Annotated in this window: 25 protein-coding genes; 14 read left to right on the forward strand and 11 right to left on the reverse strand. The window is 55.2% G+C overall.

The window, feature by feature from the left end; translation table 11 throughout:
* Window positions 1–148 precede the first annotated feature (148 nt).
* Entirely contained in the window at window positions 149–820 is a 672-nt protein-coding gene (locus OB87_RS08265; protein WP_033568967.1) for a 7-cyano-7-deazaguanine/7-aminomethyl-7-deazaguanine transporter, read from the reverse strand.
* A gap of 483 nt (window positions 821–1,303) precedes the next feature.
* Here OB87_RS08265 and tusA point away from each other — a divergent pair, with 483 nt between their 5' ends.
* Entirely contained in the window at window positions 1,304–1,549 is a 246-nt protein-coding gene (gene tusA, locus OB87_RS08270; RefSeq protein WP_033568968.1) for a sulfurtransferase TusA, read from the forward strand.
* Between the two features lie 44 nt (window positions 1,550–1,593).
* Here the strand turns inward: tusA and OB87_RS08275 are convergent, their stop codons facing one another.
* On the reverse strand, window positions 1,594–2,223 hold the full coding sequence (locus OB87_RS08275) for a lysoplasmalogenase (RefSeq protein ID WP_033568969.1): 630 nt from the start codon (window positions 2,221–2,223) through the stop codon (window positions 1,594–1,596).
* 203 nt (window positions 2,224–2,426) lie between these two features.
* Here OB87_RS08275 and OB87_RS08280 point away from each other — a divergent pair, with 203 nt between their 5' ends.
* On the forward strand, window positions 2,427–2,753 hold the full coding sequence (locus OB87_RS08280; protein ID WP_033568970.1) for a DUF1820 family protein: 327 nt from the start codon (window positions 2,427–2,429) through the stop codon (window positions 2,751–2,753).
* Window positions 2,754–2,813: 60 nt separating this feature from the next.
* On the opposite strand, the gene OB87_RS08285 is transcribed toward OB87_RS08280, so the two are convergent.
* Window positions 2,814–3,095 carry a DUF1145 family protein gene (locus OB87_RS08285; RefSeq protein ID WP_033569045.1) on the reverse strand — a complete coding sequence of 94 codons (282 nt, stop codon included), beginning with the start codon at window positions 3,093–3,095 and terminating at the stop codon, window positions 2,814–2,816.
* Entirely contained in the window at window positions 3,085–3,708 is a 624-nt protein-coding gene (rsmD, locus tag OB87_RS08290; RefSeq protein ID WP_033568971.1) for a 16S rRNA (guanine(966)-N(2))-methyltransferase, read from the reverse strand. The genes OB87_RS08285 and rsmD overlap by 11 nt, the downstream gene beginning before the upstream one ends.
* 299 nt (window positions 3,709–4,007) lie before the next feature.
* Here rsmD and ftsY point away from each other — a divergent pair, with 299 nt between their 5' ends.
* The 4 genes from ftsY (at window position 4,008) to rpoH (ending at window position 8,222) form a co-directional block, all read left to right on the forward strand.
* Window positions 4,008–5,366 carry a signal recognition particle-docking protein FtsY gene (gene ftsY / locus OB87_RS08295; RefSeq protein WP_033568972.1) on the forward strand — a complete coding sequence of 453 codons (1,359 nt, stop codon included), beginning with the start codon at window positions 4,008–4,010 and terminating at the stop codon, window positions 5,364–5,366.
* 5 nt (window positions 5,367–5,371) lie between these two features.
* Window positions 5,372–6,040: a cell division ATP-binding protein FtsE gene (ftsE, locus tag OB87_RS08300; RefSeq protein WP_033568973.1), complete on the forward strand. Its 669-nt coding sequence runs from the start codon at window positions 5,372–5,374 to the stop codon at window positions 6,038–6,040.
* Window positions 6,030–6,995 (forward strand): permease-like cell division protein FtsX, encoded by a 966-nt coding sequence (gene ftsX, locus OB87_RS08305; RefSeq protein WP_033568974.1) that lies wholly within the window; start codon window positions 6,030–6,032, stop codon window positions 6,993–6,995. The genes ftsE and ftsX overlap by 11 nt, the downstream gene beginning before the upstream one ends.
* A 369-nt stretch (window positions 6,996–7,364) precedes the next feature.
* A complete protein-coding gene (gene rpoH, locus OB87_RS08310) occupies window positions 7,365–8,222 on the forward strand; it encodes an RNA polymerase sigma factor RpoH (RefSeq protein ID WP_033568975.1) in 858 nt (285 codons plus the stop codon).
* A 101-nt stretch (window positions 8,223–8,323) separates the two neighbouring features.
* On the opposite strand, the gene panM is transcribed toward rpoH, so the two are convergent.
* Window positions 8,324–8,746, reverse strand: coding sequence for an aspartate 1-decarboxylase autocleavage activator PanM (gene panM / locus OB87_RS08315; RefSeq protein ID WP_033568976.1), 423 nt, complete (start codon window positions 8,744–8,746; stop codon window positions 8,324–8,326).
* 403 nt (window positions 8,747–9,149) lie between these two features.
* Between panM and OB87_RS08320 the strand changes: the two genes are divergently transcribed.
* The 6 genes from OB87_RS08320 (at window position 9,150) to OB87_RS08345 (ending at window position 15,285) form a co-directional block, all read left to right on the forward strand.
* Window positions 9,150–10,262, forward strand: a complete 1,113-nt coding sequence (locus OB87_RS08320; protein ID WP_033568977.1) for a branched-chain amino acid ABC transporter substrate-binding protein — start codon at window positions 9,150–9,152, stop codon at window positions 10,260–10,262.
* Window positions 10,263–10,340: 78 nt separating this feature from the next.
* On the forward strand, window positions 10,341–11,267 hold the full coding sequence (gene livH, locus OB87_RS08325; RefSeq protein ID WP_033568978.1) for a high-affinity branched-chain amino acid ABC transporter permease LivH: 927 nt from the start codon (window positions 10,341–10,343) through the stop codon (window positions 11,265–11,267).
* On the forward strand, window positions 11,264–12,538 hold the full coding sequence (locus OB87_RS08330; protein WP_033568979.1) for a high-affinity branched-chain amino acid ABC transporter permease LivM: 1,275 nt from the start codon (window positions 11,264–11,266) through the stop codon (window positions 12,536–12,538). The genes livH and OB87_RS08330 overlap by 4 nt, the downstream gene beginning before the upstream one ends.
* On the forward strand, window positions 12,535–13,305 hold the full coding sequence (livG, locus tag OB87_RS08335) for a high-affinity branched-chain amino acid ABC transporter ATP-binding protein LivG (RefSeq protein ID WP_033568980.1): 771 nt from the start codon (window positions 12,535–12,537) through the stop codon (window positions 13,303–13,305). The genes OB87_RS08330 and livG overlap by 4 nt, the downstream gene beginning before the upstream one ends.
* A 5-nt stretch (window positions 13,306–13,310) precedes the next feature.
* Window positions 13,311–14,012 carry a high-affinity branched-chain amino acid ABC transporter ATP-binding protein LivF gene (livF, locus tag OB87_RS08340; protein ID WP_033568981.1) on the forward strand — a complete coding sequence of 234 codons (702 nt, stop codon included), beginning with the start codon at window positions 13,311–13,313 and terminating at the stop codon, window positions 14,010–14,012.
* Window positions 14,013–14,100: 88 nt separating this feature from the next.
* The gene (locus OB87_RS08345) at window positions 14,101–15,285 is read left to right on the forward strand and encodes an aminotransferase-like domain-containing protein (RefSeq protein ID WP_033568982.1); all 1,185 of its coding nucleotides are present in this window, start codon (window positions 14,101–14,103) and stop codon (window positions 15,283–15,285) included.
* Between the two features lie 80 nt (window positions 15,286–15,365).
* Here OB87_RS08345 and OB87_RS08350 read toward each other — a convergent pair whose 3' ends face one another.
* The 4 genes from OB87_RS08350 to OB87_RS08365 form a co-directional block, all read right to left on the reverse strand.
* Window positions 15,366–16,253 carry a fumarylacetoacetate hydrolase family protein gene (locus OB87_RS08350; RefSeq protein ID WP_050515676.1) on the reverse strand — a complete coding sequence of 296 codons (888 nt, stop codon included), beginning with the start codon at window positions 16,251–16,253 and terminating at the stop codon, window positions 15,366–15,368.
* 79 nt (window positions 16,254–16,332) lie between these two features.
* Complete coding sequence (gene ttdB / locus OB87_RS08355) at window positions 16,333–16,944, reverse strand: L(+)-tartrate dehydratase subunit beta (RefSeq protein ID WP_200884282.1); 612 nt, start codon at window positions 16,942–16,944, stop codon at window positions 16,333–16,335.
* On the reverse strand, window positions 16,938–17,798 hold the full coding sequence (ttdA, locus tag OB87_RS08360; protein ID WP_033569047.1) for a L(+)-tartrate dehydratase subunit alpha: 861 nt from the start codon (window positions 17,796–17,798) through the stop codon (window positions 16,938–16,940). Before ttdA ends, ttdB begins: the two co-directional genes overlap by 7 nt.
* 101 nt (window positions 17,799–17,899) lie before the next feature.
* A complete protein-coding gene (locus OB87_RS08365) occupies window positions 17,900–19,195 on the reverse strand; it encodes an MFS transporter (protein WP_033568984.1) in 1,296 nt (431 codons plus the stop codon).
* A gap of 385 nt (window positions 19,196–19,580) precedes the next feature.
* On the opposite strand from OB87_RS08365, the gene OB87_RS08370 reads away from it, so the two are divergent.
* A complete protein-coding gene (locus OB87_RS08370; protein WP_033568985.1) occupies window positions 19,581–20,495 on the forward strand; it encodes a LysR family transcriptional regulator in 915 nt (304 codons plus the stop codon).
* Between the two features lie 103 nt (window positions 20,496–20,598).
* Here the strand turns inward: OB87_RS08370 and OB87_RS08375 are convergent, their stop codons facing one another.
* Window positions 20,599–22,242: a methyl-accepting chemotaxis protein gene (locus OB87_RS08375; protein ID WP_033568986.1), complete on the reverse strand. Its 1,644-nt coding sequence runs from the start codon at window positions 22,240–22,242 to the stop codon at window positions 20,599–20,601.
* Window positions 22,243–22,958: 716 nt separating this feature from the next.
* Here OB87_RS08375 and OB87_RS08380 point away from each other — a divergent pair.
* A complete protein-coding gene (locus tag OB87_RS08380) occupies window positions 22,959–23,891 on the forward strand; it encodes a hypothetical protein (protein ID WP_033568987.1) in 933 nt (310 codons plus the stop codon).
* Between the two features lie 85 nt (window positions 23,892–23,976).
* On the opposite strand, the gene OB87_RS08385 is transcribed toward OB87_RS08380, so the two are convergent.
* Window positions 23,977–25,605 (reverse strand): methyl-accepting chemotaxis protein, encoded by a 1,629-nt coding sequence (locus OB87_RS08385; RefSeq protein ID WP_033568988.1) that lies wholly within the window; start codon window positions 25,603–25,605, stop codon window positions 23,977–23,979.
* Window positions 25,606–26,276: the final 671 nt, after the last annotated feature.

Raw genomic sequence — 26,276 nt, forward strand, 5'->3', positions numbered from 1 at the left:
CAAAAACAGATGTGGCGCTATGGCACCTGATTCGGGGCGTAAAAACAAGCGTTTTGTTATTACAGTCCCTGTCTTGCTCCCGAATCAGGTAGAGGAAGGCAATTTTTCCGGTTATTCCGACGTCCTGCTTATGAGCGGAAACGACGCATCAGGCGGTCTGATCCTGGTACGGCGCGTTGCTCCCCGGCTGGCTCAGACGGCGCAGCAACATGTTAAGCAGTACGCCGTACATCGGCAGGAAGAAAATCAGGTTGATGGCGATCTTGAAGAAATAATCCACCGTAGCGATTTCCGTCCAGTGTGTAGCCATAAACGGATCTGAACTGCGATAGAAGGCGATGAAGAAGAACGCTACCGTATCGCTAAGGTTGCCCAGCACCGCAGAAGCAGCAGGTGCCGCCCACCAGGCTTTGAGTTGACGAAGACGGTTGAAGACGTGCACGTCGAGAATCTGGCCCAGCAAATAGGCCATCAGGCTGGCGGCAGCGATACGCGCGACCATGGGATTGACCTGGCTCAGCACGCCAAATCCCTGCCATTCACCCTTGTAGAATAGGGATGAAACCAGATATGACGCGATCAACGCTGGCACCATGACCGTCAGAATAATGCGACGTGCCAGCGGGGCACCGAAGATTCGGACGGTCAGGTCGGAAGCCAGGAAAATGAATGGGAAAGTAAATGCGCCCCAGGTGGTATGAAAGCCGAAAAGCGTAATTGGCAGCTGAACCAGATAGTTGCTGGAGATAATCACCAGAATATGAAAGAGGGATAGCCAGCACAGCGCTGTCAGCCGCTGTTGTGCGGAAAACTGAAACATAATGTGACCTTTTTTTGGTTATTGGGGTGAGGGAACCCAGACAAATTGCCCCGTCATACCCGCCATTCTTCCCGTTGCTGCTGTGTTGGCCGCACTGTCTTATCCCGGTCATTTACTGAGGCCATCAGTGACTGGGAATTCATACGGTTGCTGTCATGCTGTAACGGGAATTATTTAGGGTATATGCGTCTTTTTAACGCTAACGTGTCGGCATCATACCGCGTTGTTGTGGCTTTGCAATCGTTAGGCGATGCCCCGGTTATCCGTGTTATTCGCAAAGGCTTAACTGACCACAACGAAAGAGGAGAGTGATGCCTATCGTAGGGCGATAAACCAGCCTGATAGCCTGGAGTTTACCTTGATATTCACTGCCTGTGCGCGTGATGAGCCGTTTATTATGACTGGCCAAACCGCACGGCTTGCCCCCCTTTGCGGGAAGCGTAAACTAAGCCGCAAGTGTTCGAAATTGTAATGAGATGCTGAATGACCGATATTTTCGCTAATCCGGACCGCACTCTGGATGCTCAGGGGTTACGCTGCCCGGAACCGGTAATGATGGTGCGCAAGGCGGTGCGCCAAATGGAGGCAGGGCAAACCCTGCTGATTATCGCCGATGATCCGGCAACTACCCGCGATATTCCCGGCTTTTGCCGTTACATGGAACATGAGCTGCTGGCGCAGGTGACCGAGCAATTGCCTTATCGTTACCTGCTGCGCAAAGGCGCGTGACCACCGGCTGACGGCCCTCCGGTCAACCTGGAAGGCCATCGTGGCTAGATATAAAGCGAACGCACTATCAGGAAGTGACCGCCAAAGTAGCAGATAGCAACCAGCGCCTGATGAGCACGGACGTTCACGCGAAAGTGGTTTACCAGCCAGATGGCATGACCGGCAAATAACAGCAGTGCACCCGCAAGTAGCGAGAAGTTGGATTCGTTTCCCAGTGCGAAGTAGTGTTCTCCCGCTACCCACGTCATGATGGCGGTCACCAGCACCAACGCGGTGACTGTCAGGCGTTCCGCTTCCAGCCGCGACCACAGCAGTGCCAGTAGCAACGCTGATAGAATCATCAGTGCCAGCGGTAGTGGCCAGAAAAACCCCAGTGATGGCCGGGAGGCGAAAAAGCTGATGGTGTAGAGCAGGTGCGATGCCAGATAGGCCGACAGCGCAAAGCGCAGTCGATCGCCGGAGAGCTGCATCAGCGCATCGCCGACCAGCGTCGCCGCCAGCCCCAACACGACCAGATAACCGGGAATGCCGAGCATTGGCGTTTGCCAGACCATCAGCATCATCAGCAGCAGGGTGACGGGTTTAAACAGCCAACGCTGCCAGGCTGGACCACGGTAACTGGCATCGACATACAGCCAGCCGGAAAAAAATACGGCAATAAAAGACCAAAGCATACAGCATCCTTAATTGGGGTGAATCGGGTGCAGCCAGCCTAAGTATAGTCGGCGGTTCCTGGGGAGAACGGGTGCGGAGCCGTTCTGGCCATCTTTCTCTGCCTGCGTGGAGCTGCGGGTAGCCAGGCTTCATGCTATGTTAGCGGCCAGTTTTTGTGACGGAATAATACTACCCGGCGTTTGTCGGAGGAGACGAATCTTTAATGAGCAATGAACCCGTACTTTACCGCATTCAGTTCATGAATAACGGCAAGAACTATCAGTTGTATGTGCGTGAGCTGGTGCAGAGCAATCTGTTCGGATTTATTGAAATCGCCGACTTTGTTTTCGACAACCCATCCGCCGTGCTGGTTGACCCGACCACAGAAAAACTGAAAACGGAGTTTGCCGGTGTTGACCGCAGCTATATTCCGTTGCAGGCGGTCATTCGTATTGATGCTGTGACCGGGCGTGAACGCGATAGCGCACGTATTTCAGAACTGGGCGACAACGTGACCCATTTCCCTTCCCTACTGGGTAAAAAGCCCTGACCTGCCCGGCGGCGCTGTGCGGTATCGCGCCGCCGCTTTCCTGGATTACGTAGGTGCCGCTTAACGCCGCCTGCGCGGTGGCGTCGGTTGTTTACGCTGCCAGTCCAGCAATTCAAATACCCCAAATAGAAAGATGCGCAATTGCAGCAGCCCGCTGAGCGGCGGTGCGTCTTTAGGCTGGCTCGCTTTGAGCAGCAGGAACTGCACGCCATGCATCAGTAGCATGAATCCCATCGCCAGGATCATGAAAATATTCAGCGGGCGGGGAAACGGATGAATGAGGTTCATAACCAAAAATCCCCATACCCCCAACATCAATAGTCGGCCAAGGTTAATCCAGATGCTCATCGCTGCCTCCTGGCGTAGCGTCGGGTGCGTGACGGATATAAAGGCGGTAGGAAACCTGCCCTGCGGTTTTTTCCCGATGTAATGTCCAGGTGGATGGGATGGCTAGCGTGCGGTTTTCCGCTTCGGTTTCAATATAGATCCAGGTTTCTTCTGCCAGCCAGCCGCCGGTTTCCAGCAACCGCAGCGTGTCATCCAACAGACCGCGGCGAAACGGCGGGTCGAGAAATATCACGTCGTAAGGCTGTGCCGGAGCCGGTTTAGCCAGCCATTGCAGCGTATCGGCATTCACCACCTCGGCGTTGTCGGCGCGCAACAGCGACAGGTTTTGTGTCAACTGACGCGCCACGTTGCGTTCGGCTTCCAGCAGTGTGGCGTGAGCGGCATAACGTGACAGTGCTTCCAGCCCCAGCGCGCCGCTGCCAGCAAAACAGTCCAGACAGCGAGATTGCGCAATCACCGGTGCCAGCCAGTTAAACAAGGTTTCGCGTACGCGGTCGGTGGTGGGGCGCAAACCGGGGCTGTCCGGAACGGGGAGTTTTCTGCCGCGCCACTGACCGCCAATGATGCGGATTTGGCCGGGAGCGGATGTCGCTTGATGTTTTGCCATAGCCTGTATTTTACTGAAATGAAGTACCGGCGGTGGCCCGCCGGATTTGATGAAGCGTTATTCTAACGGTGCCGACCCGTGTAGCAAATGTAAAGATGCCGCTAATGGGAGACGGCGCGGAAAAATCGCTCAAATCACTGGATATAGCCTGGGTTTGACACACCTGGTTACGGAGATTGTCGCTCTCGCGGGTGGTCCGGCGCGTGTTGCTGGCGGCGGGAAAGTGTTAAACTCGTTGTTTTATTGACTTCTATTGGTTACTGATTAGCCGCACTGGGTGGCAGGAGCGCAATTACACGATGGCGAAAGAGAAAAAGCGCGGATTTTTTTCCTGGCTGGGTTTAGGACGCCAGGACGAGGATAAAACCGAACAACCGCAACCGTCACCGGAAACAACGTCGCAGGCGGATGATGCAACGTCCGTTGCCCCGGAATTGGTGCCGCACTCGCACGGTGACGTGCCGGAACAGCCGGTGCCGCATAATACGTTGGCTGAAACTGCGCAGGCTGAAACCGAGGAAGCGTTGTTGCCAGCGGCGCAGCCGATTATTGAAGACACGGCAGAGATCTCACCGACGCCGATTGAACAGCCGGAAACTGTAGTGGAGCCTGTTATTCCTGCTATTGACGAGCAGGCAAACACGGAAGCGGAAGCCGATGTTGAGCCCGAGCCGGAGCCTGAAGCAGTGGTTACCCCGGTTGCTGCGGTGGTGTCGCAGGAGCAGGAACGTCCAACCAAAGAGGGCTTTTTCGCCCGGTTGAAGCGCAGTTTGGTGAAAACCCGCCAGAATCTGGGGTCGGGATTTGTCGGGCTGTTTCGCGGCAAGAAAATTGACGACGAACTGTTTGACGAGCTGGAAGAGCAACTGCTTATCGCCGACGTCGGGGTGGAAACTACCCGTAAAATTATCGACCGGCTGACCGAACATGCCAGCCGTAAGCAACTGAAAGACGCCGAGGCGTTGATCGCGTTGCTGAAAACGGAAATGAGCGACATTTTGGCGAAAGTGGATGCGCCGCTGGATATAGAGAGCAAGACGCCGTTCGTCATTTTGATGGTGGGCGTCAACGGCGTGGGTAAAACCACTACCATCGGCAAGCTGGCGCGGCAGTATCAGGCGCAGGGCAAGTCGGTGATGCTGGCTGCGGGCGATACCTTCCGTGCAGCGGCGGTGGAGCAGTTGCAGGTGTGGGGCCAGCGCAATAATGTGCCGGTGGTGGCGCAGCATACCGGTGCGGACTCCGCCTCGGTGATTTTCGATGCGTTACAGGCTGCTAAAGCGCGTGGCGTCGACGTACTGATCGCCGATACCGCCGGGCGTTTGCAGAATAAATCGCACCTGATGGAAGAACTGAAGAAGATCGTGCGCGTGATGAAGAAGTTGGACGAAAATGCGCCACACGAAGTAATGCTGACGCTGGACGCCAGCACCGGTCAGAACGCCGTCAGTCAGGCCAAACTGTTTAATGAAGCGGTTGGGCTGAGCGGCATTACGCTGACCAAACTGGACGGCACCGCCAAAGGCGGGGTGATCTTCGCCATCGCCGATCAGTTTGGTATCCCCATCCGTTACATCGGGGTGGGGGAAAGTATCGATGACTTAAGGCCGTTCAAGGCGGATGATTTTATTGAAGCCCTGTTTGCCCGTGAGGATTAAAACGGATGATTCGGTTTGAGCAGGTCAGTAAGGCGTATCTCGGCGGCCGCCAGGCGTTACAAGGGGTGGACTTTCATATCCGCCCGGCCGAGATGGTATTTCTGACCGGTCACTCTGGCGCGGGGAAAAGTACCCTGCTGAAACTGATTTGCGGGATTGAGCGCCCAAGTGCGGGCCACATCCTGTTCGGCGGTCACGACATCAGCCGTCTGAAAAAGAGTGAGGTGCCGTTTTTGCGTCGGCAGATCGGCATGATCTTTCAGGATCATCATTTGCTGATGGATCGCACGGTGTATGAAAACGTCGCTATGCCGCTGATTATTGCCGGTGCCAGCGTCGAAGATATCCGTCGTAGGGTGTCGGCGGCGCTGGATAAAGTCGGGCTGCTCGACAAAGCACGCAGTTACCCGATTCAGCTTTCCGGCGGTGAGCAGCAGCGTGTAGGCATCGCTCGGGCGGTGGTGAACAAACCGGCGGTGCTGCTGGCGGACGAGCCGACCGGTAACCTGGATGATGCACTGTCCGAGGGTATTTTGCGCCTGTTTGAAGAGTTTAATCGCGTGGGTGTCACAGTGTTGATGGCCACGCACGATACCGGGCTTATCGCCCGCCGCCATTACCGGGTGCTGACATTGTCGCAAGGGCGCATGTTGGGAGGTCACGATGGCGAATAATTCTCGTGCACAGCGAGCCGGAAGCAAAACCCGTTCTCTGCAAGGTGGCTGGCAGGAGCAGTGGCGCTATGCCTGGGCTAATACGCTGCGTGATATGCTGCGTCAGCCATTGGCGACGCTATTGACTATCATGGTGATCGCCATTTCGCTCACGCTGCCCAGCATCTGTTATCTGGTGTGGAAAAACGTCAGTCAGGCGGCGTCGCAGTGGTATCCCACCCCGCAATTGACGGTCTATCTGGACAAGTCGTTGGACGACAACGCCGCCGAGGCGGTGATTGGCAAGATCAAGGCGGAAGAAGGCGTAGACAAGGTTAATTACCTGTCCCGCAACGAGGCGATGGGCGAGTTCCGCAACTGGTCTGGCTTTGGCGGCGCGCTGGATATGCTGGAGGAGAATCCGCTACCTGCGGTGGCGGTCGTCTCGCCCAAACTGAGTTTTCAGAACAACCAGACGCTCAACACCCTGCGCGATCGCATCGCTGCCGTTCAGGGCGTGGCTGAAGTCCGCATGGACGACAGCTGGTTCTCTCGTCTGGTCGCGTTGACCGGGCTGGTGGGCCAGATAGCGGCTACCATTGGGATTCTGATGGTCGCGGCGGTATTTCTGGTGATCGGTAACAGCGTGCGGTTAAGTATTTTCAGCCGCCGCGAAACCATCAATGTGATGAAACTGATCGGTGCTACTGATGGCTTCATTCTGCGACCGTTCCTGCATGGTGGCGCGCTGCTGGGGTTTTGCGGCGCTATCTTGTCGCTGATTTTGTCGCAAGCGCTGGTGTGGAAACTGTCCGGCGCGGTGACGCAGGTAGCAGCAGTATTTGGCACCACGTTTACGGTACGCGGTCTGGGCTGGGATGAGACGTTACTGCTGATTCTCATCGCCGTGATGATTGGCTGGCTGGCCGCCTGGCTGGCGACAGTACAACATTTACGCCGTTTTACACCGGAATAATCTGCATTGCCGTCCGGGCTGGATGTTTTCTGGTATACTCTTCCCTCGGTGGTGTGGTGCACTGGCGAGGGAAGCGTAATGCATCGGTAATACAGGGATTTTCATATTACTGCTGTTTTATATTGATGTTCTTGCAACATGCCTTCCTTGCTTGATTTCCTTTAGCCAGCCCGTATGCCACAACATCCCCATCTTGATATGTAAAATAAGATGGATAAAAATGGTGGAACTTGTGCAGTCAATCACACTCTAACCCGTATTGAACCGGTTTTTAGATACAGGTGTCGATGACGGCACAGAAAGTGCAGCAATTATCGGTATGCTGTTTGATGATGCGTAACGATTTGAATGATCTATGAGAGGGGTGGAATGACCAAAGATATGCAAACTTTCGCCTTAGTTCCCCAGGGCAGTCTGGAAGGGTACATCCGTGCCGCCAATGCCTATCCGATGCTGACGGCAGAGGAAGAGCGGGCGCTGGCAGAACGGCTGCATTATCACGGGGATCTGGATGCCGCTAAGCAGCTGATTCTTTCACACCTGCGTTTTGTGATTCATGTTGCCCGTAACTATTCTGGATATGGCCTGCCGCAGGCTGACCTGATTCAGGAAGGTAACATCGGTCTGATGAAAGCGGTGCGCCGTTTTAATCCGGATGTTGGTGTTCGTCTGGTATCGTTCGCTGTGCACTGGATCAAGGCCGAAATTCACGAATACGTGTTGCGTAACTGGCGTATTGTCAAGGTGGCGACCACCAAGGCGCAGCGTAAGCTGTTCTTCAACCTGCGTAAAACCAAGCAGCGTCTGGGCTGGTTTAATCAGGACGAAGTGGAATTGGTGGCGCGTGAACTGGGTGTGACCAGCAAGGATGTCCGTGAAATGGAATCCCGCATGGCCGCGCAGGACATGACGTTTGATCCAACGCCGGAAGACGACGCACAGCCAAACCAGCCGATGGCGCCGATGTTGTACCTGCAGGATAAATCTTCCGACTTTGCTGATGGCATTGAAGAGGACAACTGGGAAACCCATGCGGCGGACAAGTTGACCTATGCGCTGGAAGGGTTGGACGAACGCAGCCAGCATATCATCCGTGCTCGCTGGCTGGATGATGACAATAAGTCTACGTTGCAGGAATTGGCTGATCATTACGGCGTGTCCGCTGAACGCGTGCGTCAGTTGGAAAAGAACGCCATGAAGAAATTGCGCGCGGCCATTGAAGCGTAACGCTGCATAGCTACTAACGCATTATTCACCGTAAACGACCGGGACAGCCGCAAGCCGCCCGGTCGTTTTGTTTTTACCGTCAGATGACGTACTGCTTGCCACTATTTTTCTTCGTTACTTTTCACCACATATTCCCAGCCGCCGGATACTGGATAGAATCCGCAGGACTGCATGAAGGTGTCCATCACCGCTTCGCTGACTAGCGCATGGTCGGCGGCGTCTAGCCACCACTCCTTAACGTCGGGGCAGGCACGTAGCACTTCTTCTACCAGATACTTGCCGACACCATGCCGCCGGGTGGAGGTTCTGACCTGCAGGTCGGTCAGTTCCGCGCTGTCGCTGTTACTGTCGATTTCAACAATAACGCCCGCCAGCAAACGGTCGTTAAAACGGGCGGCGAACAGACGATGTTCATGGTTCAGGTCGCGTTCCAGCGCGTCGAAATTCTGGTGTGGCCAGATATAGGCCAAATCATGCCTGTCCTGTTCGCTGATTTTTGTGAGGCGTTCGACCGAGAGTCTCATACGCGGGTGCTCCTGTTGATTCTTAAGAATATTGTAGTGAGCCTGTAGAAAAAGGGTTGTGGAAATTTTTCTACACGGTTATCAGGGAAAAAGGTTTCTCCGGCATTAATTTTTCGAGTAATCAATTATCCACTAATGGAAAAACCAGCATAACTGACTATTTTTGAAACAAAATACGGTTTTTAAGAGCGGTGTTTTATGCTGTTTGCACCGTGTTTTACTGAGAATCCCAGTTGCTTTACAGCATAAAACTCCTGTTTAATATCATGAATAATAAAGTCTTATTACAAACTATTGCTTATAATAGAACCTAACTCGTTATTACTTATGGAAAAGTGTGAGTAATGACGGTTAATGACAATAATTATAGCAATATCCAAAAATGACAGATGGGGTAAAACGGATGAAATTAAGCAAAGGTAACGCGCTGCTGGTGGGATGCCTGGCGGCGGCGATGAGCCATGCGGTGAACGCTGCGGATATCAAAGTTGCGATCGTTGGAGCCATGTCTGGCCCGGTAGCGCAGTACGGCGATATGGAGTTTACCGGTGCCCGTCAGGCGATTGCCGACATCAATGCCAAAGGGGGCGTCAACGGCAACAAACTGGTGGGTGTGGAATATGATGATGCCTGCGACCCGAAACAGGCGGTTGCTGTCGCCAACAAGGTGATCAACGACGGTATCCACTACGTGATTGGTCATCTGTGCTCGTCGTCCACGCAGCCAGCATCCGACATTTACGAGGATGAAGGCGTGATCATGATTACGCCAGCGGCCACTGCGCCTGACCTGACTACCCGTGGTTACAAGCTGATTCTGCGTACTACCGGCCTGGATTCCGATCAGGGTCCGACGGCGGCAAAATACATTCTGGAACACGTGAAACCGCAGCGTATCGCCGTGGTACACGACAAACAGCAGTACGGCGAGGGTCTGGCTCGTGCGGTGCAGGATAGCCTGAAAAAAGCCAACGCCAATGTGGTGCTGTTCGAAGGGGTGACCGCCGGGGATAAAGACTTCTCTACGCTGGTGGCGCGCCTGAAGAAAGATAACGTCGACTTCGTTTACTTCGGTGGTTACTACCCGGAAATGGGGCAGATTTTGCGTCAGGCACGTGCTGCTGGCCTGACCACCAAATTCATGGGGCCGGAAGGCGTGGGTAACTCGTCACTGTCCAACATTGCGGGCGCGGCGTCCGAAGGCATGTTGGTGACGCTGCCGAAGCGTTATGACCAGGTGCCAGCCAACCAGCCGATTGTTGATGCGCTGAAAGCCAAGAAACTGGATCCGACAGGCCCGTTCGTGTGGACCACGTATGCTGCGTTGCAGTCGCTGACGACAGCGATGCAACGTACCAGCAGCACCGAGCCGGCCAAGCTGGCGGCCGACCTGAAAGCCAAGTCTGTGGACACGGTGATGGGCCCGCTGAGCTGGGATGAAAAAGGCGACCTGAAAGGGTTTGAATTTGGCGTATTCGAGTGGCACGCAGACGGTACTTCCTCTCCCGTGAAGTAATTGACCGAACCCGTAATACTCCCAATACCGATGCCCCCTCAGCCGTCAGGCTGCGGGGGCAATGTCTAAGGTTAAGGTATGTCCGAGCAGTTCCTCTATTTCCTTCAGCAGATGTTCAACGGCGTGACGTTGGGCAGCACCTATGCGCTGATCGCCATTGGCTACACCATGGTTTACGGCATTATCGGCATGATTAACTTCGCTCACGGCGAGGTCTACATGATCGGTAGTTATGTTTCTTTTATCGTGATCGCCGCCCTGATGATGATGGGCATTGACGCTGGCTGGTTGCTGATTAGCGTTGCGTTCATCGCGGCGGTGGTGATTTCCAGTGCCTATGGCTGGAGCATCGAGCGTGTGGCCTACAAGCCGGTGCGCAATTCCAAGCGGCTGATCGCGCTGATTTCCGCCATCGGCATGTCGATTTTCCTGCAGAACTACGTCAGCCTGACGCAAGGCTCGCGCGATGTGGCGCTGCCGAGCTTGATCCAAGGCCAGTGGGTACTGGGCGAAAGCAACGGTTTTGCCGCTACGCTTTCCTCCATGCAGCTCACCATCTGGATTGTCACTTTCCTGGCGATGCTGGCGTTGACGCTGTTCATTCGCTATTCCCGCATGGGGCGCGCCTGCCGTGCCTGTGCGGAAGACCTGAAAATGGCGAGCCTGTTGGGTATCAGCACCGACCGTGTGATTTCGCTGACTTTTGTTATCGGTGCCGCGATGGCGGCGGTGGCTGGGGTGTTGCTGGGCCAATTCTATGGCGTGATTAACCCCTATATCGGCTTCATGGCCGGGATGAAAGCGTTTACCGCCGCTGTGCTGGGAGGGATCGGCAGTATTCCGGGCGCGATGATCGGCGGTTTGGTGCTGGGTATCGCTGAAGCGTTGACTTCCGCTTACCTCAGCACCGAATACAAGGACGTGGTGTCCTTCGCACTGCTGATCGTGGTGTTGCTGGTGATGCCTACCGGGATTCTGGGCCGTCCGGAGGTGGAAAAAGTATGAAACTGCACACTCTGGTTAATGCTGTGCTATCGGCATTGGTGCTGCTGGTCCTCGCTACGTTCGTGATGGGGATGCAACTGAGCCTGGATGGGACGCAACTGGTGGTACACGGCGCGGAAAAAGTGCGTTGGATGTGGATTATCGCTGCCTGTGCGCTGGTGTTTCTGTTTCAACTGCTGCGCCCTGCGCTAGCTCAGGGAATGAAGAAGGTATCCGGCCCTGGTTTTGTGTTGCCGAGCTTTGACGGTAGTACACCACGGCAGAAATGGCTGGCGCTGGCGTTGCTTATCGCCGCGGTTGCCTGGCCGTTCGTGGTATCGCGTGGCACGGTGGATATCGCCACACTGACCATGATTTACATCATTCTGGGGCTTGGCCTGAACGTCGTCGTGGGGCTATCCGGTCTGTTGGTGCTGGGGTACGGCGGTTTCTACGCTATCGGCGCTTACACCTACGCGTTGCTGAGTCACTACTACGGTCTTGGCTTCTGGCAGTGCCTGCCGCTGGCGGGGCTGACAGCGGCGCTGTCTGGTTTCCTGCTAGGGTTCCCGGTGCTGCGGCTGCGCGGCGACTATCTGGCGATCGTCACGCTGGGATTTGGCGAGATCGTGCGCATCCTGCTGCTCAACAACACCGGTTTCACCGGCGGGCCGAATGGCATCAGCCAGATTCCGAAGCCGACCTTCTTCGGTCTGGAATTCAGCCGTTCGCCGCGCGAAGGCGGCTGGGACACCTTCCATCACTTCTTTGGCCTGACCTACGACCCCAGCGACCGCATCATCTTCCTGTATATGGTGGCGCTGCTGCTGGTATTGCTGACACTGTTTGTCATCAACCGTTTGCTGCGTATGCCGCTGGGTCGCGCCTGGGAAGCGCTGCGTGAAGATGAAATTGCCTGCCGTTCGCTGGGCCTGAGCCCGACCAAAATCAAGCTGACCGCGTTTACCATCAGTGCGGCGTTTGCCGGTTTCGCCGGGACGCTGTTCGCCGCCCGTCAGGGTTTCGTCAGCCCGGAATCCTTCACCTTCGTCGAGTCAGCCTTCGTGCTAGCGATCGTGGTATTGGGCGGGATGGGGTCGCAGTTTGCGGTGATTCTGGCCGCCATTCTGTTGGTGGTGTCTCGTGAGCTGATGCGTGATCTGAACGAATACAGCATGTTATTGCTGGGGGCGCTGATGGTGCTGATGATGATTTGGCGTCCGCAAGGGCTGTTGCCAATGAAACGCCCGCAGATGAAGTTGCAGATTGAGAAGAAGGAAGGGCAGGCATGAGTACGCAGCCATTATTGTCGGTCCGAGGCCTGATGATGCGCTTCGGCGGCCTGCTGGCGGTCAACAACGTCGAGCTGGATTTGCATCAGGGCGAAATCGTGTCGCTGATCGGCCCTAACGGTGCCGGTAAAACCACGGTGTTTAACTGCCTGACCGGTTTTTACCGCCCCACTGGCGGCACCATTTTGTTGCGTGACCAGCATCTCGAAGGCTTGGCGGGTCAGCAGATTGCCCGCATGGGCGTGGTGCGCACCTTCCAGCACGTGCGTCTGTTCCGTGAAATGACGGTGATTGAAAACCTGCTGGTGGCGCAGCATCAGCACCTCAAGAGCGGCGTGTTTGCCGGTCTTCTGAAGACCCCGGCGTTCCGCCGCGCCGAAGCCGACGCCCAGCAGCGTGCGGCCGTCTGGCTGGAGCGGGTAGGTTTGCTTGAGCTGGCGAACCGTCAGGCGGGGAACCTGGCTTACGGTCAGCAGCGTCGGCTGGAGATCGCCCGCTGTATGGTAACCCGTCCGGAATTGCTGATGCTGGATGAACCGGCCGCAGGCCTGAACCCGAAAGAGACGGAAGAGCTTAACGAGTTGATTATCGACCTGCGCGGCAACCACCAGGTTTCTGTTTTGCTGATCGAGCATGACATGAAGCTGGTGATGGGCATTTCCGACCGGATTTACGTGGTGAATCAGGGGACGCCGCTGGCGAATGGCACCCCGGCTGAAATTCGTAACAACCCGGATGTGATCCGTGCGTATCTGGGTGAAGGATAAAACGTATGTTGTCATTGAATCAGGTTTCTGCGCACTACGGCAAAATTCAGGCACTGCATCAGGTGAGCCTGCATATCAATCAGGGCGAGATCGTGACGCTGATTGGTGCCAACGGCGCGGGAAAAACCACCCTGCTGGGAACGCTGTGCGGTGAGCCGCGCGCCTCGGAAGGGTCGATCGTTTTCGACGGCAAGGACATTACCGACTGGCAGACGGCGCGCATCATGCGTGAAGCTATCGCCATCGTGCCGGAAGGCCGTCGGGTATTCTCCCGCATGACGGTGGAAGAGAACCTGGCGATGGGCGGGTTCTTCGCCAATCGCGAACAGTATCAACAGCGCATTGCACGCGTGTACGACCTGTTCCCGCGGCTGTATGAACGTCGCGTCCAGCGTGCTGGCACCATGTCCGGCGGCGAGCAGCAGATGCTGGCTATCGGTCGTGCGTTGATGAGCCAGCCGCGTTTGCTGCTGCTGGACGAGCCATCGCTGGGGTTGGCACCGATCATCATTTTGCAGATTTTCGACACCATCCAACAGTTGCGCGAAGAAGGCATGACCATCTTTCTGGTGGAGCAGAACGCTAACCAGGCGTTGCGTCTGGCGGACCGTGGCTACGTGCTGGAGAACGGCCACGTGGTGTTGGAAGACACCGGCGATGCTTTGTTAGCTAACGAAGCCGTGCGTTCTGCCTACCTTGGCGGTTAAACTGCTCATGTGCGACACCTTTATCGGGCCGGTTTCCTCCGGCCCGTTGTTCTATCATAATTTTTTCAAAAAATAAGTGAGACTCAACATGTCAACGGATGGGTTACTGGCGCAGCGTATGGCACGCCTGAAAAGCTCCGCGATTCGTGAATTGCTCAAACACAGCAAAATGGACGGCGTGATTTCGTTGGCGGGCGGCATTCCTTCTGATGCGTTGTTTGATTTCCAGGGACTGAATGAAGCGACCCAACTGGCGATTACTGAACAGCCGAAATCGGCCTTTCAGTATGGCCTGACCGAAGGCAGCCCGCTGCTGCGTGAGCGTATCGCTGAGCTGTGCGCGCTGCGTGGCGTGCGCACGCAGGCGCAGGACATCGTGGTGACAGCAGGTTCTCAGCAGGCGCTGGATCTGGTGATGCGCGCCACCACCAACCCGCAGGATATCTTTGTGGTGGAGCGCCCGACTTATCTGGCAGCGCTGCAAACGCTGGAACTGGCGGAAGCGCAGGTGATGTCGGTGTCGTCCGACGAAAACGGCATGGTGGTGGACGAACTGGCCGCTCTGCTGGAAACCACGCGTATCAAGGGTGTTTATCTGGTGCCGAATTTCGGCAACCCCAGCGGCGTCACCCTGAGCGACGCGCGTCGCCGTCAACTGGTGGCGCTGGCCGCCCGTCACGATTTCCTGATCGTGGAAGATGACCCGTATGGCGAACTGCGTTTCACCGAAGAACGCCACGCCACCCTTTATCAACTGGCGCAGGAAGCCGGACACGCCGATCGCGTGGTGTATACCTCGTCGTTCTCCAAGATTCTGGCACCGGGGCTGCGTCTGGGCTGGGCGATTCTGCCTGATTGGCTGCTGCACAAAGTGGCGATCATCAAACAGGCCGCCGACCTGCACGCTAGTTCGTTGTCTCAGACTATCGTGGAATACTATCTGGGAACCGGGCGTCTACCGGCGCAGATTGACAAGATTCGTGAAGCTTACCGCCAGAAAGGCGAACTGCTGTCCGAACTGATGACCAGTGAACTGGGTGATGTGATCAGCTTCAACCAGCCGAAAGGCGGCATGTTCTTGTGGGCGCGTTTCCGTCAGCCGTTTGATACCACCGCCTGGTTGCAGAAAACGCTGGCGCAGGGGGTGGTGTTCGTGCCCGGTGAGTTCTTCTTCGCCGATCGACCGGACCAGTCAACACTACGTCTGTCGTTCGCCACCGCGACCGAAGAGCAGATGTACGAGGCGGTCGCCCGCCTGCGTCGCGCGCTGTGATTGATCGTTGTAATCGAACGTGATAACCGACCGGTGTAACCGATGACGATGATGACCGCTGCCGTTCCGGCAGCGGTTGTTCAGACGGCGCAAGATACTGGACGGGGCGCATGGCTACCGTCGGCAGGCTGCGGCGTCGCGATGCGATTAACCAGCCGACCAATCCCGCTGATTTCCACCTCCACCACATCGCCTTCCCGCATAAACAGCGGCGGCGTGCGCTTTTTCCCGACTCCGCCGGGCGAGCCGGTAATGATGACATCGCCGGGCGACAGTGGTGTGAAGCGTGAAATGTATTCGATCAGTTCGGCGACGGAGCGCACCATATTACCGGTGTGGTCATGCTGTACCCGGTTACCGTTCAGATAGGTGCTGATGCTGAGCTGCTGCGGGTCGCCAATCTCGTCGGCGGTGACCAGCCAGGGGCCGAAACCGCCGGTGCGGCGCCAGTTTTTGCCGGAGGTAAACCAGCTGTACTGCATATCCCGCACCGAACCATCCATAAAGCAGCTGTAACCCGCCACGACATCCAGCGCCTTGTCGCGGCTGACGTTGTCGGCGTGTTTGCCGATGATCACCGCGAGTTCGCCTTCATAGTCAAACTCGTTGGTGGAGGCCGGCTTGAGCAACGGCTGCTGATGGCCGCACAGGGTATCGGCAAAACGGATGAACAGCGTCGGCGCGTCGGTCGTCTGTTCAAATTCGATACGCTTTTCCATGTAGTTCATGCCGACGCACAGGATTTTCGCGGGTCGTTCGATGACCGGCAGAAACGTCACCTCATCGAGATGAAAATCTGCGGTGGCGCCGTGTTGCGGCAGGGTCGTCAGCGCATCGGCCCGCAGCAGCGCAGCCAGATCGGTAACGCGACCGGACAGGTGGCGGCCCAAATCGATCAGGCCCCCTTCGTTCACCAGACCGACGCTTTTCGCGCCGGTTTGCGGATTGATAAAACTCGCCAGTTTCATAGATGTGTTCCGTTGCTGAACACCGGGGCGACGCGCTGGGCCGGTAGCTCATCGCGTGTCGCTCAACCGGTGTGGGACGTTATTTGATAAAGCGAATCTGCTCGTTGATGTCGGCGATAATCGGCACCTTGCGTTCGTTGTAGGTCAGCTTGTTTTTCTCGAACAGGTTATTGCCGTGCGTGTCGATGGAGATGATCAGCGGACCGAATTCCTTCACCCGGTTGACCCACAGGGTTTCCGGCATCCCCAAATCGCGCCATTGCGCGTCTTCGATTTTCTCCACGCAGGTGGCGGCCAGCACCGCGCAACCGCCGGGGAACACCGCGTGTACCGCCTTGAATTGCTGGCAGCCCGCCTCGGTGTTCGGCCCCATGCCCCCTTTGCCGACAATCAGTTTCACACCGGTCTGCTCAATAAATTCTTTTTCGAATTTTTCCATGCGCATGCTGGTGGTTGGGCCGATGGAGATCATGTCGAAGGTGCCGTCGTCCTTTTCCACCACGATGGGGCCGGCGTGCAGAATAGCGCCGCCGCGCAGGTCAACCGGCAGTTCGCGTCCCAGCTCAATCAACCGGCGATGCGCCACATCGCGGCAGGTCACCAGCGTGCCGGTCAGGTAAACCACATCGCCGATATTCAGCTCAGCCAGGTCTTCGTCTTTGATGGGAGTGGTCAGAATCTTTTTCATAATACGGCACCTTCGTGAGACAGGATTTCATAGGACAGATCGGCGGAGAAACGGATGGTGCCGCGGCGATGCGCCCAGCAGCCGGTGGATACCGCGACCCCGATGGTGGAAGGGTGACGGGCGGAGGACTCGATGTTGACGCCCATCACCGATGATGCGCCGCCCAGCCCCTGCGGCCCCAGTCCAACCTGATTCAGCCCGTCTTCGAGCAGTTTTTCCATTTTGGCGGCGTCGGCGTTCGGGTGTGAGGAATCGACCGGTCGCAGAATGGCTTTCTTGGATAAGCGGGCGGCGGTTTCCACCGAGGTGGAGACGCCCACGCCCACCAGCAGCGGCGGGCAGGCATTCACGCCGTAGGAGGTAATCACATCAAAGACGAACTGGTTGACGCCTTCGTAGCCCTGCCCCGGCATCAGCACCTTGGCCGCGCCGGGCAGCGAGCAGCCGCCGCCGGCCATATAGACTTCAATGGTGCAGTGGTCGTCGTCGGGGATGATTTCCCAGTCCAGCCAGGGCACGCGTGAACCGGTATTGGTGCCGGTATTTTTTTCAATGAAGGTTTCCACCGCATTGTGGCGCAGCGGCGCTTTTTGGGTGGCTTCCAGCGTGGCCTGCTGTAACACGTGTTCCAAATCGCCGATAAACGGGAAGCGGGCGCCGACGGTAATAAAATATTGAATGACGCCGGTGTCCTGACAGCAGGGGTGGTCCAGTTCATCCGCCCGTTTCTGGTTTTCGAACATAGAGTCGTAGACCACTTTGGCCAGCGGGCTATCTTCCTTGGCTCGTAATTCTTCCAGCTTTTTAATGACGTCGGTGGGCAGCCGTTTGCCGACATAGCCGGTAAAACGGGTCATGACATCAATTAATTCCGATACGGATTCAGTATTCACAATAACCTCCGGGTGTAAGAGCCTAATGGGGCAGGCATCTAAAAATGCGTTAATGGCGCGATTCATCAGGCCATCGACGTTTTCATGACCTTACGTTTACGGCTGACTTCAATGAGCAGCGTTAACAGGGCGGACAATAAAAGCAGCGCCGCAATGGCGTAGAGCGCGAGGGAAAAATCGCCGGTTTTTTCTTTTAACCAGCCGATAATCGCCGGGCCGAAGAAACCGCCCAGATTGCCGATGGAGTTGATGGCGGCCAGTCCCGCGGCGGCGGCCGGGCCGGATAAAAACAGTGACGGAATGCTCCACAATGGCGGTTTGCAGGAATAAATACCGATGCTGGCCAGCACCAGCGCCAGCATGGCGAAACCGAGGGAATGAACGGAGCCGGCCAGCACAAAGCCGAGGCTGGCGAGAATACAGGCGCTGACCACATGCCAGGTGCGCTCGCGGGTGGCGTCCGAATGTCTGGCCCAGAAAATCATCGCACCCACGGCAATTGCCGCCGGAATGGCGTTGATAAAGCCAATCTGCAGCGTGCTCAAACCGAAGGATTTAATAAACTGCGGCGACCAGATATTTAACGAATACAAACCGGCGGAGGTGCCGAAATACACCAGCGCCAGCGTTAATACGCGAATATCCGTCAATCCTTTCAGCGCGCTGGTTTTGGTTTCACTGCTTCTGGCGGCCTTTTCCTCTTGCAGCGTTTTCACCAGCCATTGCGTTTCCTCCTCATTCAGCCAGGTATTTTTTTCCGGCTTATCATTCAGATAAAAGAAGGTGAATCCACCCAGCAGGATGGCGGCGACGGCGTCGAGCAGAAACATGAATTGCCAGCCGGTCATCCCCATCACGCCATGAAAACTCAGAATGGTACCGGCCAGCGGCGAACCTAGCATGGATGAAATGGGCGCCGCCGCCATAAAAAACGCGATCACCTGAGCGCGGCGTTTGACCGGAAACCAGGTGCTGAGATAAAGAATAATGCCGGAAAAGAACCCCGCTTCCGCCACGCCGAGGAAAAAACGCAGAATATAAAAACCGGTAACGGTTTTTACCGATATCATGCAGGCGGCCACAATTCCCCAGCTAATCATAATGCGCGCCAGCCAGATACGTGGGCCGACTTTCTGCAAAATAATATTGGAGGGAACATCCGTGAAGAAATAGCCGATAAAAAACATGCCGGCGCCGATGCCAAATACCGTCGAGGAAAAACCCAAATCCTGATTCATGGTTAATGCGGCGAAACCGATATTGATACGATCAAAAAAAGCGATGAAATACGCGAACATGACAAAGGGCACTATTCGCCAGGTTATTTTTTTGAGTGCCGCACCTTCAAGGTCTTTTTTCATGATGCATTCCAGATTGATAAAAATAGGGTAATAAAAATGACGCCAGACAAGGCGATAAGGGTCATGGAAATAAGCGAGGTGACTATGCACTGGCGTGGAATTCCGATCATCCATCAGCGTTTATATAAATAATTCGTATAATTCGGTGTGGTACGTGGGTGGGGGGGGTAATAGAATGACTTCGATCAATGTTTCACGTATTTTATGCCTGATGATGACCGTATTTTTACGGTTGATTAAAAATAACATAACAGAATGAGCGTGAATCAATTTTCCATTCTGTGATAAAGATCAGCTATGACGCAAAGAACTATTCCCCAGCGGTTGTACAGAAAAAAAACAGCGTTATTATTCAAATATTTCACATAATCGCCTGAGGAAGAGAATGGAGCTTAACCAGCTGCGCTGTTTTATTGCCGTTGCTGAAACCCTGCATTTCGGCCATGCGGCTCAGCGGCTGGATATGCTGCCTTCCGCGCTGGGGCGGCATATTCGTTTACTGGAGGAATGCCTGGGCACCCGGCTGTTTATTCGCTCGACACGTAACGTGGCGCTGACGCCGGACGGGCAAACCCTGCTGGGAGAAAGCCGCAAACTGCTGGCTGACGCCGATGCGCTGGCGACCCGCTTTCGCTGTCAGGGAAGGGTGAACGCTAGCGTTCTGCGCATGGGGGCGATCGATAGCGCCGCCATCGGCCTGATTCCGCATCTGCTGCACTTTTTTCGTCAGGCGTATCCCGACGTTAATGTACAGATTCACGAAGATAAAACCTCCCGCCTGTTGCCCAGGTTGAAATCCGGTCGTCTGGATCTGATTTTTATCCGCCCTCCGGAGCGTCGGGCACCCTGGTTAACCACGCGCTTTCTGCTGTATGAAAATGTGGTGCTGGCAATTGCGGAACACCATGAACTGGCGGGACATCAGGACGTCGGGATTCAGGATCTTGCCGCTCTGCCGTTGATTGTGCCTGACCGGCGCGCGCGGCCGCACAGCCATGATTTGACCATGAACCTGTTTAGCGACGCGGGGCTGAAGCCGAACGTGGTGCAAAAAGCGGATGAAAAACAGACCATTATCAATATGGTTGCGGCGGAGGTCGGCGGCGCGATCATGCCGCGCTGGGTATCCCGCATGTCGGTGCCGAATGTTCGGTTTATTCCCATTCGGCGTCAGGACGCCTCGTCATGCAAAGGGCTGCCGCTGGCGGCCGCCTGGATGAGCGTCGGCAGCGATCCCGTGCGCGACAGCATGATTGCGATTCTGGAACGCGAACTGCCGCAGATAGCGTGTCAGTTTTGACGGGGGGAGCCTGTCTTGCCTGTGTCCGGGGTTATTTCCGATGGCCGTCGCGATTTAACCACCACGCGTGTGGCGCTAAATCGCGGCGGGATTTACAACGCCGTTAATGCATGACGGCCTGATGATGGTTGGCTTCAAGGCCAACCTGTTGATCTTGCGTGGCCATATCGAGTCGTTGACGGGAAATCACATCATTGACCACGAACACTTTAATCAGATCAACCAGATGTGTGGCTTGACTGCTCAGACTGTCTGTCGCTGTGGCTGATTCCTGTACCAGAGCGGCATTTTGATGCGTGACTTGATCAAGCTGAGCCACTGCGGTGTTGATTTGCGAAATCCCCAGTTGCTGTTCGCTGATCGAAATGCTGATTTCATTAATCAACTGAGCAACCTGGTGGGTCTGTTCCAGAATGTCTCCCATCGTGCTACCGGCATGAGTGACAAGCTCAGCGCCTGATGCGATTTTTTGTACACTCTCAGTAATCAGGGTTTTTATGTCGTGGGCGGCACTGGCGGAGTGCTGTGCCAGAGATCGTACTTCGCTGGCGACGACCGCGAAACCTTTACCTTCTTCACCTGCACGGGCGGCTTCCACACCGGCGTTTAACGCCAGAATATTGGTTTGAAAAGCAATGCTGTTAATGAGTTGAATGATATCGACAATTTTCTGCGAGCTGTTGCTGATATCGTTCATCATCGTGATGACCTGACTGAACGTCTCATTGCCGGTTTGTGCTGTTTGATTAGCGGTAGTCGCCAGTGCGGTGACGTGTTTAACGATCTCCACATTGTGGTTAACCGCATTACTGATTTGCTCCATCGAGGCGGCGGTTTGTTGCAGGCTGGCGGCCTGTTCCTCGGTACGCTGGCTGAGGTCACCCGTGCCGCTGGCAATCTCGCCTGAGCCCAGCGCGATGGATTGACTGCTTTGACGGACCTGCTCGACGATATGACACAGATTCTGTCGCATTGCTTCGATGGCAGACAGGACGCTGGTGGTGTCGTTAGCTTTAAGCTCAATGTTGACAGCCAGATTACCTTGTGCGATTTGATGTGCAATATACGCCGCCTCGGCCGGTTCGCCGCCGAGTTTGCCTTTCACCTGCCGGGTAATGAACCAGGCGATCAGGCTGCCCAATACCAGCGCCACAATGGTCAAGGTAAACATGATGCTGCCGGAATCACTGGCTAGTTTTACCGATGTGGCTGACAACTCATTGGCACTATTTTTTTGGTAGGTGATGATGTCGTCGAGTGCCTGCATCAGCTTAGTCTGTGCCGGTTTAAATTCGTTGATAATCACGTTCCTGGCCTCGTCATCACGGTTGACCAGGCCAAGTTCAATCACTTTTTTCAGGGCGGTAATGGCTTCAGGCCGTGTATCTTCCAGGGCTTTTAACAGTGCTTTGGCTGCTGGTGAGACAGTCAACTCGTTGTAGCGTTGCAGCAGGGCTGTACTTTTGGCAACCGCTTCATCAATCCGTTGTTTTTCCGCTTGTATATGGGCGGCATCAGAGGACAACACCAAATCACGCACCGCGTTAGATACCGTCATGATGTTGCTTTGATAAGACTGCATCATAATCAGCTTAGGTACGCGATTATCTGATAAATCCTGAATATTGCTGCTTAATTGCCAGAGCTGTATACGGCCGAACCCAGCGACGATAAAGCCAATAAGAATAACGATGGCGAAGCTGGAGCCGAGCATGGTGCTCAATTTCATATTATTGAGTGTGTTCATAACATCCCCTGCCTGTGCGATGCGACGGTCATGAGCCAGAATAAAAGGTGTATGGCGGTCGCCCTGTTTTTACAGGTGCCGATATACCCGTTAACGTCCACCGTGCTTTTTCATATTGGCATCGTTCGGATGCCGACTATTTTCAGCGAGAACACCCCCGGAACCACACTCTATGGGATGGCTCAGCGTGTCGGGAATAGCGTATTGCTCGTGATAAAAACACGGCTACATAGCTTGCTGTCACGCTTATTGAATAAGCGTTTGCACTGGTGTTGAGCCATCACATACGCAACAACGCGCCGGAGGGCAGAAAGTGTGGGGATCAGCGTAAGGTGTCATCCTGATGGATGCCGTTGGGCTGGGTTTCCTTCCATGATGGTCGTTTCTTCAGCTGATGTTTAACTATGTGTGGAGAGTGGTGATTTGTCTAATCGCAAATTTTTGTATGGTCAGGGGAGGGATATCAGCCCAGATTATCAGCCAGTACCTCTGCACTATCTGGGAGCGGGCAGCGTAATGCCGTTTGCCTGACCGTATGATGTTGCCTGCTTACCGGCGGTGTTTGGCTCACCGTGAATGCACATGCTCTAAAGCCGGGCGATATAGTGCCGTTATGTTTCAATATGTATCAGAAAAAATTTTGTCTGGTGATGCGTAATGACACCCATGCTTAATTTTTACTGATGGATCATGACAGGCACAGCATAGGATTCCCGATGACATCTCCCATCTCTTTCAACCGTTCTGCCGCGGGTACATCGGCACAAAACGCCAGGACGGATACTGACGCCAGTAGTACGACGCGTGTCGGTGCGCAAGCGGATGCTTCCCAGGAACAACCGTCGGTCACCTCCGTGCTAGTGCAATTCAGTGACGAGGTTCGTAAACGGATTGATGCCACGATGCGGGCCAGTATGAGCAAAATGAACAGCATTGATCAGGATCTGGCGCGTGGGCGCATCGAACAAATCAAACGGCGCATCCAGATGTTGAAGATGATGATGCTGTCGCTGGTTGGTCAGTCGGTTCCTCCTGGAGTACTGCGCGAAATTCGCCAACTGGCCGCAGAGTTGGGCCAGGCGGCGAAAACACTGAATGAAGGCGGGGGGAGCGGTGTGGCTAATACCGGAACGGTGGGCGTGGTGGGCGGCGAAAATCAATCCGGCGCTGTGGCTGACGGCAGTGGTGATGCTTCCAGTGGTGATACTTCCGCTTCCGCGCTTTCCGGGGCGATGACGGCATCCGTTGCGGGTGAGCGCGCACCTGTCGAATCTGATGGCGTGGGAGAGGCGGGTGACCAGGCAGCTGGGGCGTCAGCGGCGGAAAAAAGCGATGGGGAGGCATCTGCGCAGGAGGCGGAGCAATTGCAGAGCGTGGCAGCCGCGATTACCGAACGGGGAGCCGGATCGCAGCAGCGCAGGGCGGATGCGAAGTCGGTGCAGGATGCCGTCCGCGAGCTGAAATCGCTGCTCGCGATGGTGAAAAATGCCAGCAAAAAAGACGACAAAGAAGCCCAGAAGCAGATTCAGGCTATAAATCAATATATTGCCGACACAGAGAAGACGGTCCAGTCGATGAACATGGCGGGAGGCGGGGTCGATCTGTCTGTCGGCCCTGCGGGTAACGTCTCGATTGATGTACAGGTCTGACGGTCAGGCGCGCAGCGAGGCTGCGCGCAATAATTAGGGGAGTCGGCGTTCTTCCTTCTCCCCGGTAGGCGGTTTGCGTAGTGGGTTAGCGTGACGCTAGCGCCAGACGCAAGTCAGCGTGGGAAGGGTGCACGGCGTGTGCGTCTTGTCGGTGATTTTCCGCAACCATAAACACATTCATCAACTGCACCAGATGACGGGCCTGATCGCTCAGGCTGTCGGCGGCGCTGGCAGACTGTTCCACCAGAGCAGCATTCTGCTGAGTGACCTGATCGAGCTGGTTGACTGCCTGATTAATCTGGCTGATGCCGGATTCCTGCTCGGTGGTCGTGGAGCCGATTTCCCGGATCAGGTCGGCGACATGGCGCGCCTGCGTCACGATATCATCCATGGTGGTGCCAGCGTGGCTGACCAGCTGCGAGCCACTTTCCACTTTTTCCATGCTCTCGGTGATCAGCTCCTTGATTTCACGGGCGGCGGAGGCCGAGCGCTGTGCCAGCGAGCGCACCTCGCCAGCCACCACCGCGAAGCCGCGGCCTTGCTCACCCGCGCGGGCGGCTTCTACCGCCGCGTTGAGTGCCAGAATATTGGTCTGGAAAGCGATGCTGTCGATAACGCTGATAATGTCGCCGATTTTGCGTGAGCTGGCGGTAATGTCGTCCATAGTGCGGATGACATTACCCACGACTTCACTGCCTTTGACGGCGGTATCACTGGCGGTGGTGGCGAGCTGGGCGGCTTCACGCACGGTTTCACCGTTCTGGCGGATGGTCTGGCTGATTTGCTCCATCGAGGCGGCGGTTTGTTGCAGGCTGGCGGCCTGCTCTTCGGTGCGCTGGCTGAGGTCGGCATTGCCCATGGCTATCTGCTGCGAACCGGTGGCGATGGATTCACTGCTCTGGCGTACCTGACCGACGATATTGCTAAGGCTGTCGCGCATTGCACGCATGGCTGCCAGCAGGCTGTGATGGTCGCTTTCTTTCAGCATCACATCGACGGACAGGTCGCCCTGCGCCACTTGCTGAGCAATATGCGAGGCATAAGCGGGTTCGCCGCCCAGTTGCCCCTTGATGCGGCGGGTAATCAGCCAGGCTACCAGACTACCGGCGACGGCAATCAACGCTGCCAGCGATAGCATCAATATACCGGCGCTGGCGGCTTGTGATTCCGAGTTGTCCGCCGCCGTAGAGGTCGCCTTTTTCTGGTAAGTCAGCATGGTTTCTATCACTTTAAACAGGGCGTCCTGTGCGTTTCGCACGTCGCTCAGAATCAAGTTTCTTGCCTTATCAGGCTGGCTTGATAGTCCCAGTTCGATAGCTTTTTTGGCTGCTTCCAGATAAGCCGGACGTTTCTGTTCAAGTTGGTCGAGCAACGCGTTTTGTTCCGCCGTTCCCGATGTTTTTCGCAATATAGCGATGATCTCGCTATTTCTTGGCGTAATGGTGTCAATGCGCTGTTTTTCCGTCGCCATTTGTTGTTGATCGGAAAGTAACGCGATATTCCTGATGACCCGTGCAGCGACATTCAGATTATCTTTGTACTCCTGGATTAAGAGCAGATTAGTGAGCTGTTCTTTTGATAATGTCTGGATATTTGTACTGAGTTGACGTAACTGAATTTGACCGTAAATCGCTACCAGAAAACCGATAACGATTACCAGGGCAAACCCTGAGCCTAACATGGAGCCTAACTTCATTTCTTTTAGAAAACGCATAACGTCACCTTTTTTATATGAGATTTATTTCTATCCTTGATATATCCGTCATACTTCACGTTGCAGACACCTGGCTGTGTTAGCCGCCGATTCGTGGCTCTGTGTCTATACCCGTCATACTTCACGTTGCAGGTGCGTTGGCTGCGTTACTCGGCCCATTTCATGGGCCTCGCCCCTTCGGGGCCGCTGCAAGCCGCGTTCAAATCGGCTTACGCCAATTTGTCATTCACTTGTCGCGTTACAAGGCTCAAATGAGCCTTGCCCTGAAGGGCCAACGTTTCGCGTTGTTCAAAACGCAATACGTTTTGTCCTGCAACTCGAATTATTTGGGGTATACAGGGCTGCGATACACCGCGTTCAACGCTGCCTTTTCCTGCACGCGAATAATTCTGGATATAGTATTGGCTTCCGTAGCGTGTTTCAGGCAATAACAAGACCGCTGGCGAAAAAGCTTCGTCAGGGAAAGGCTGGCCTGCAGGTGTGTATTAACCGTTAATTCACTAATTGATTATACCCGTCATACTTCAAGTTGCAGGTGTGTTGGCTGCGCTCGTTCACCCGAATCACTTACCTGAGTAAGCTCATCGGGATTCACTCACTTGCCGCGTTACAAGGCTCAAATGAGCCTTGCCCTGAAGGGTCAACGCTTCGCGTTGTTCAAAACGCAATAC

Origin of the sequence: Dickeya undicola (genome assembly GCF_000784735.1) — a bacterium.
In the GTDB taxonomy this organism is placed as follows: Bacteria; Pseudomonadota; Gammaproteobacteria; order Enterobacterales; family Enterobacteriaceae; genus Dickeya; species Dickeya undicola.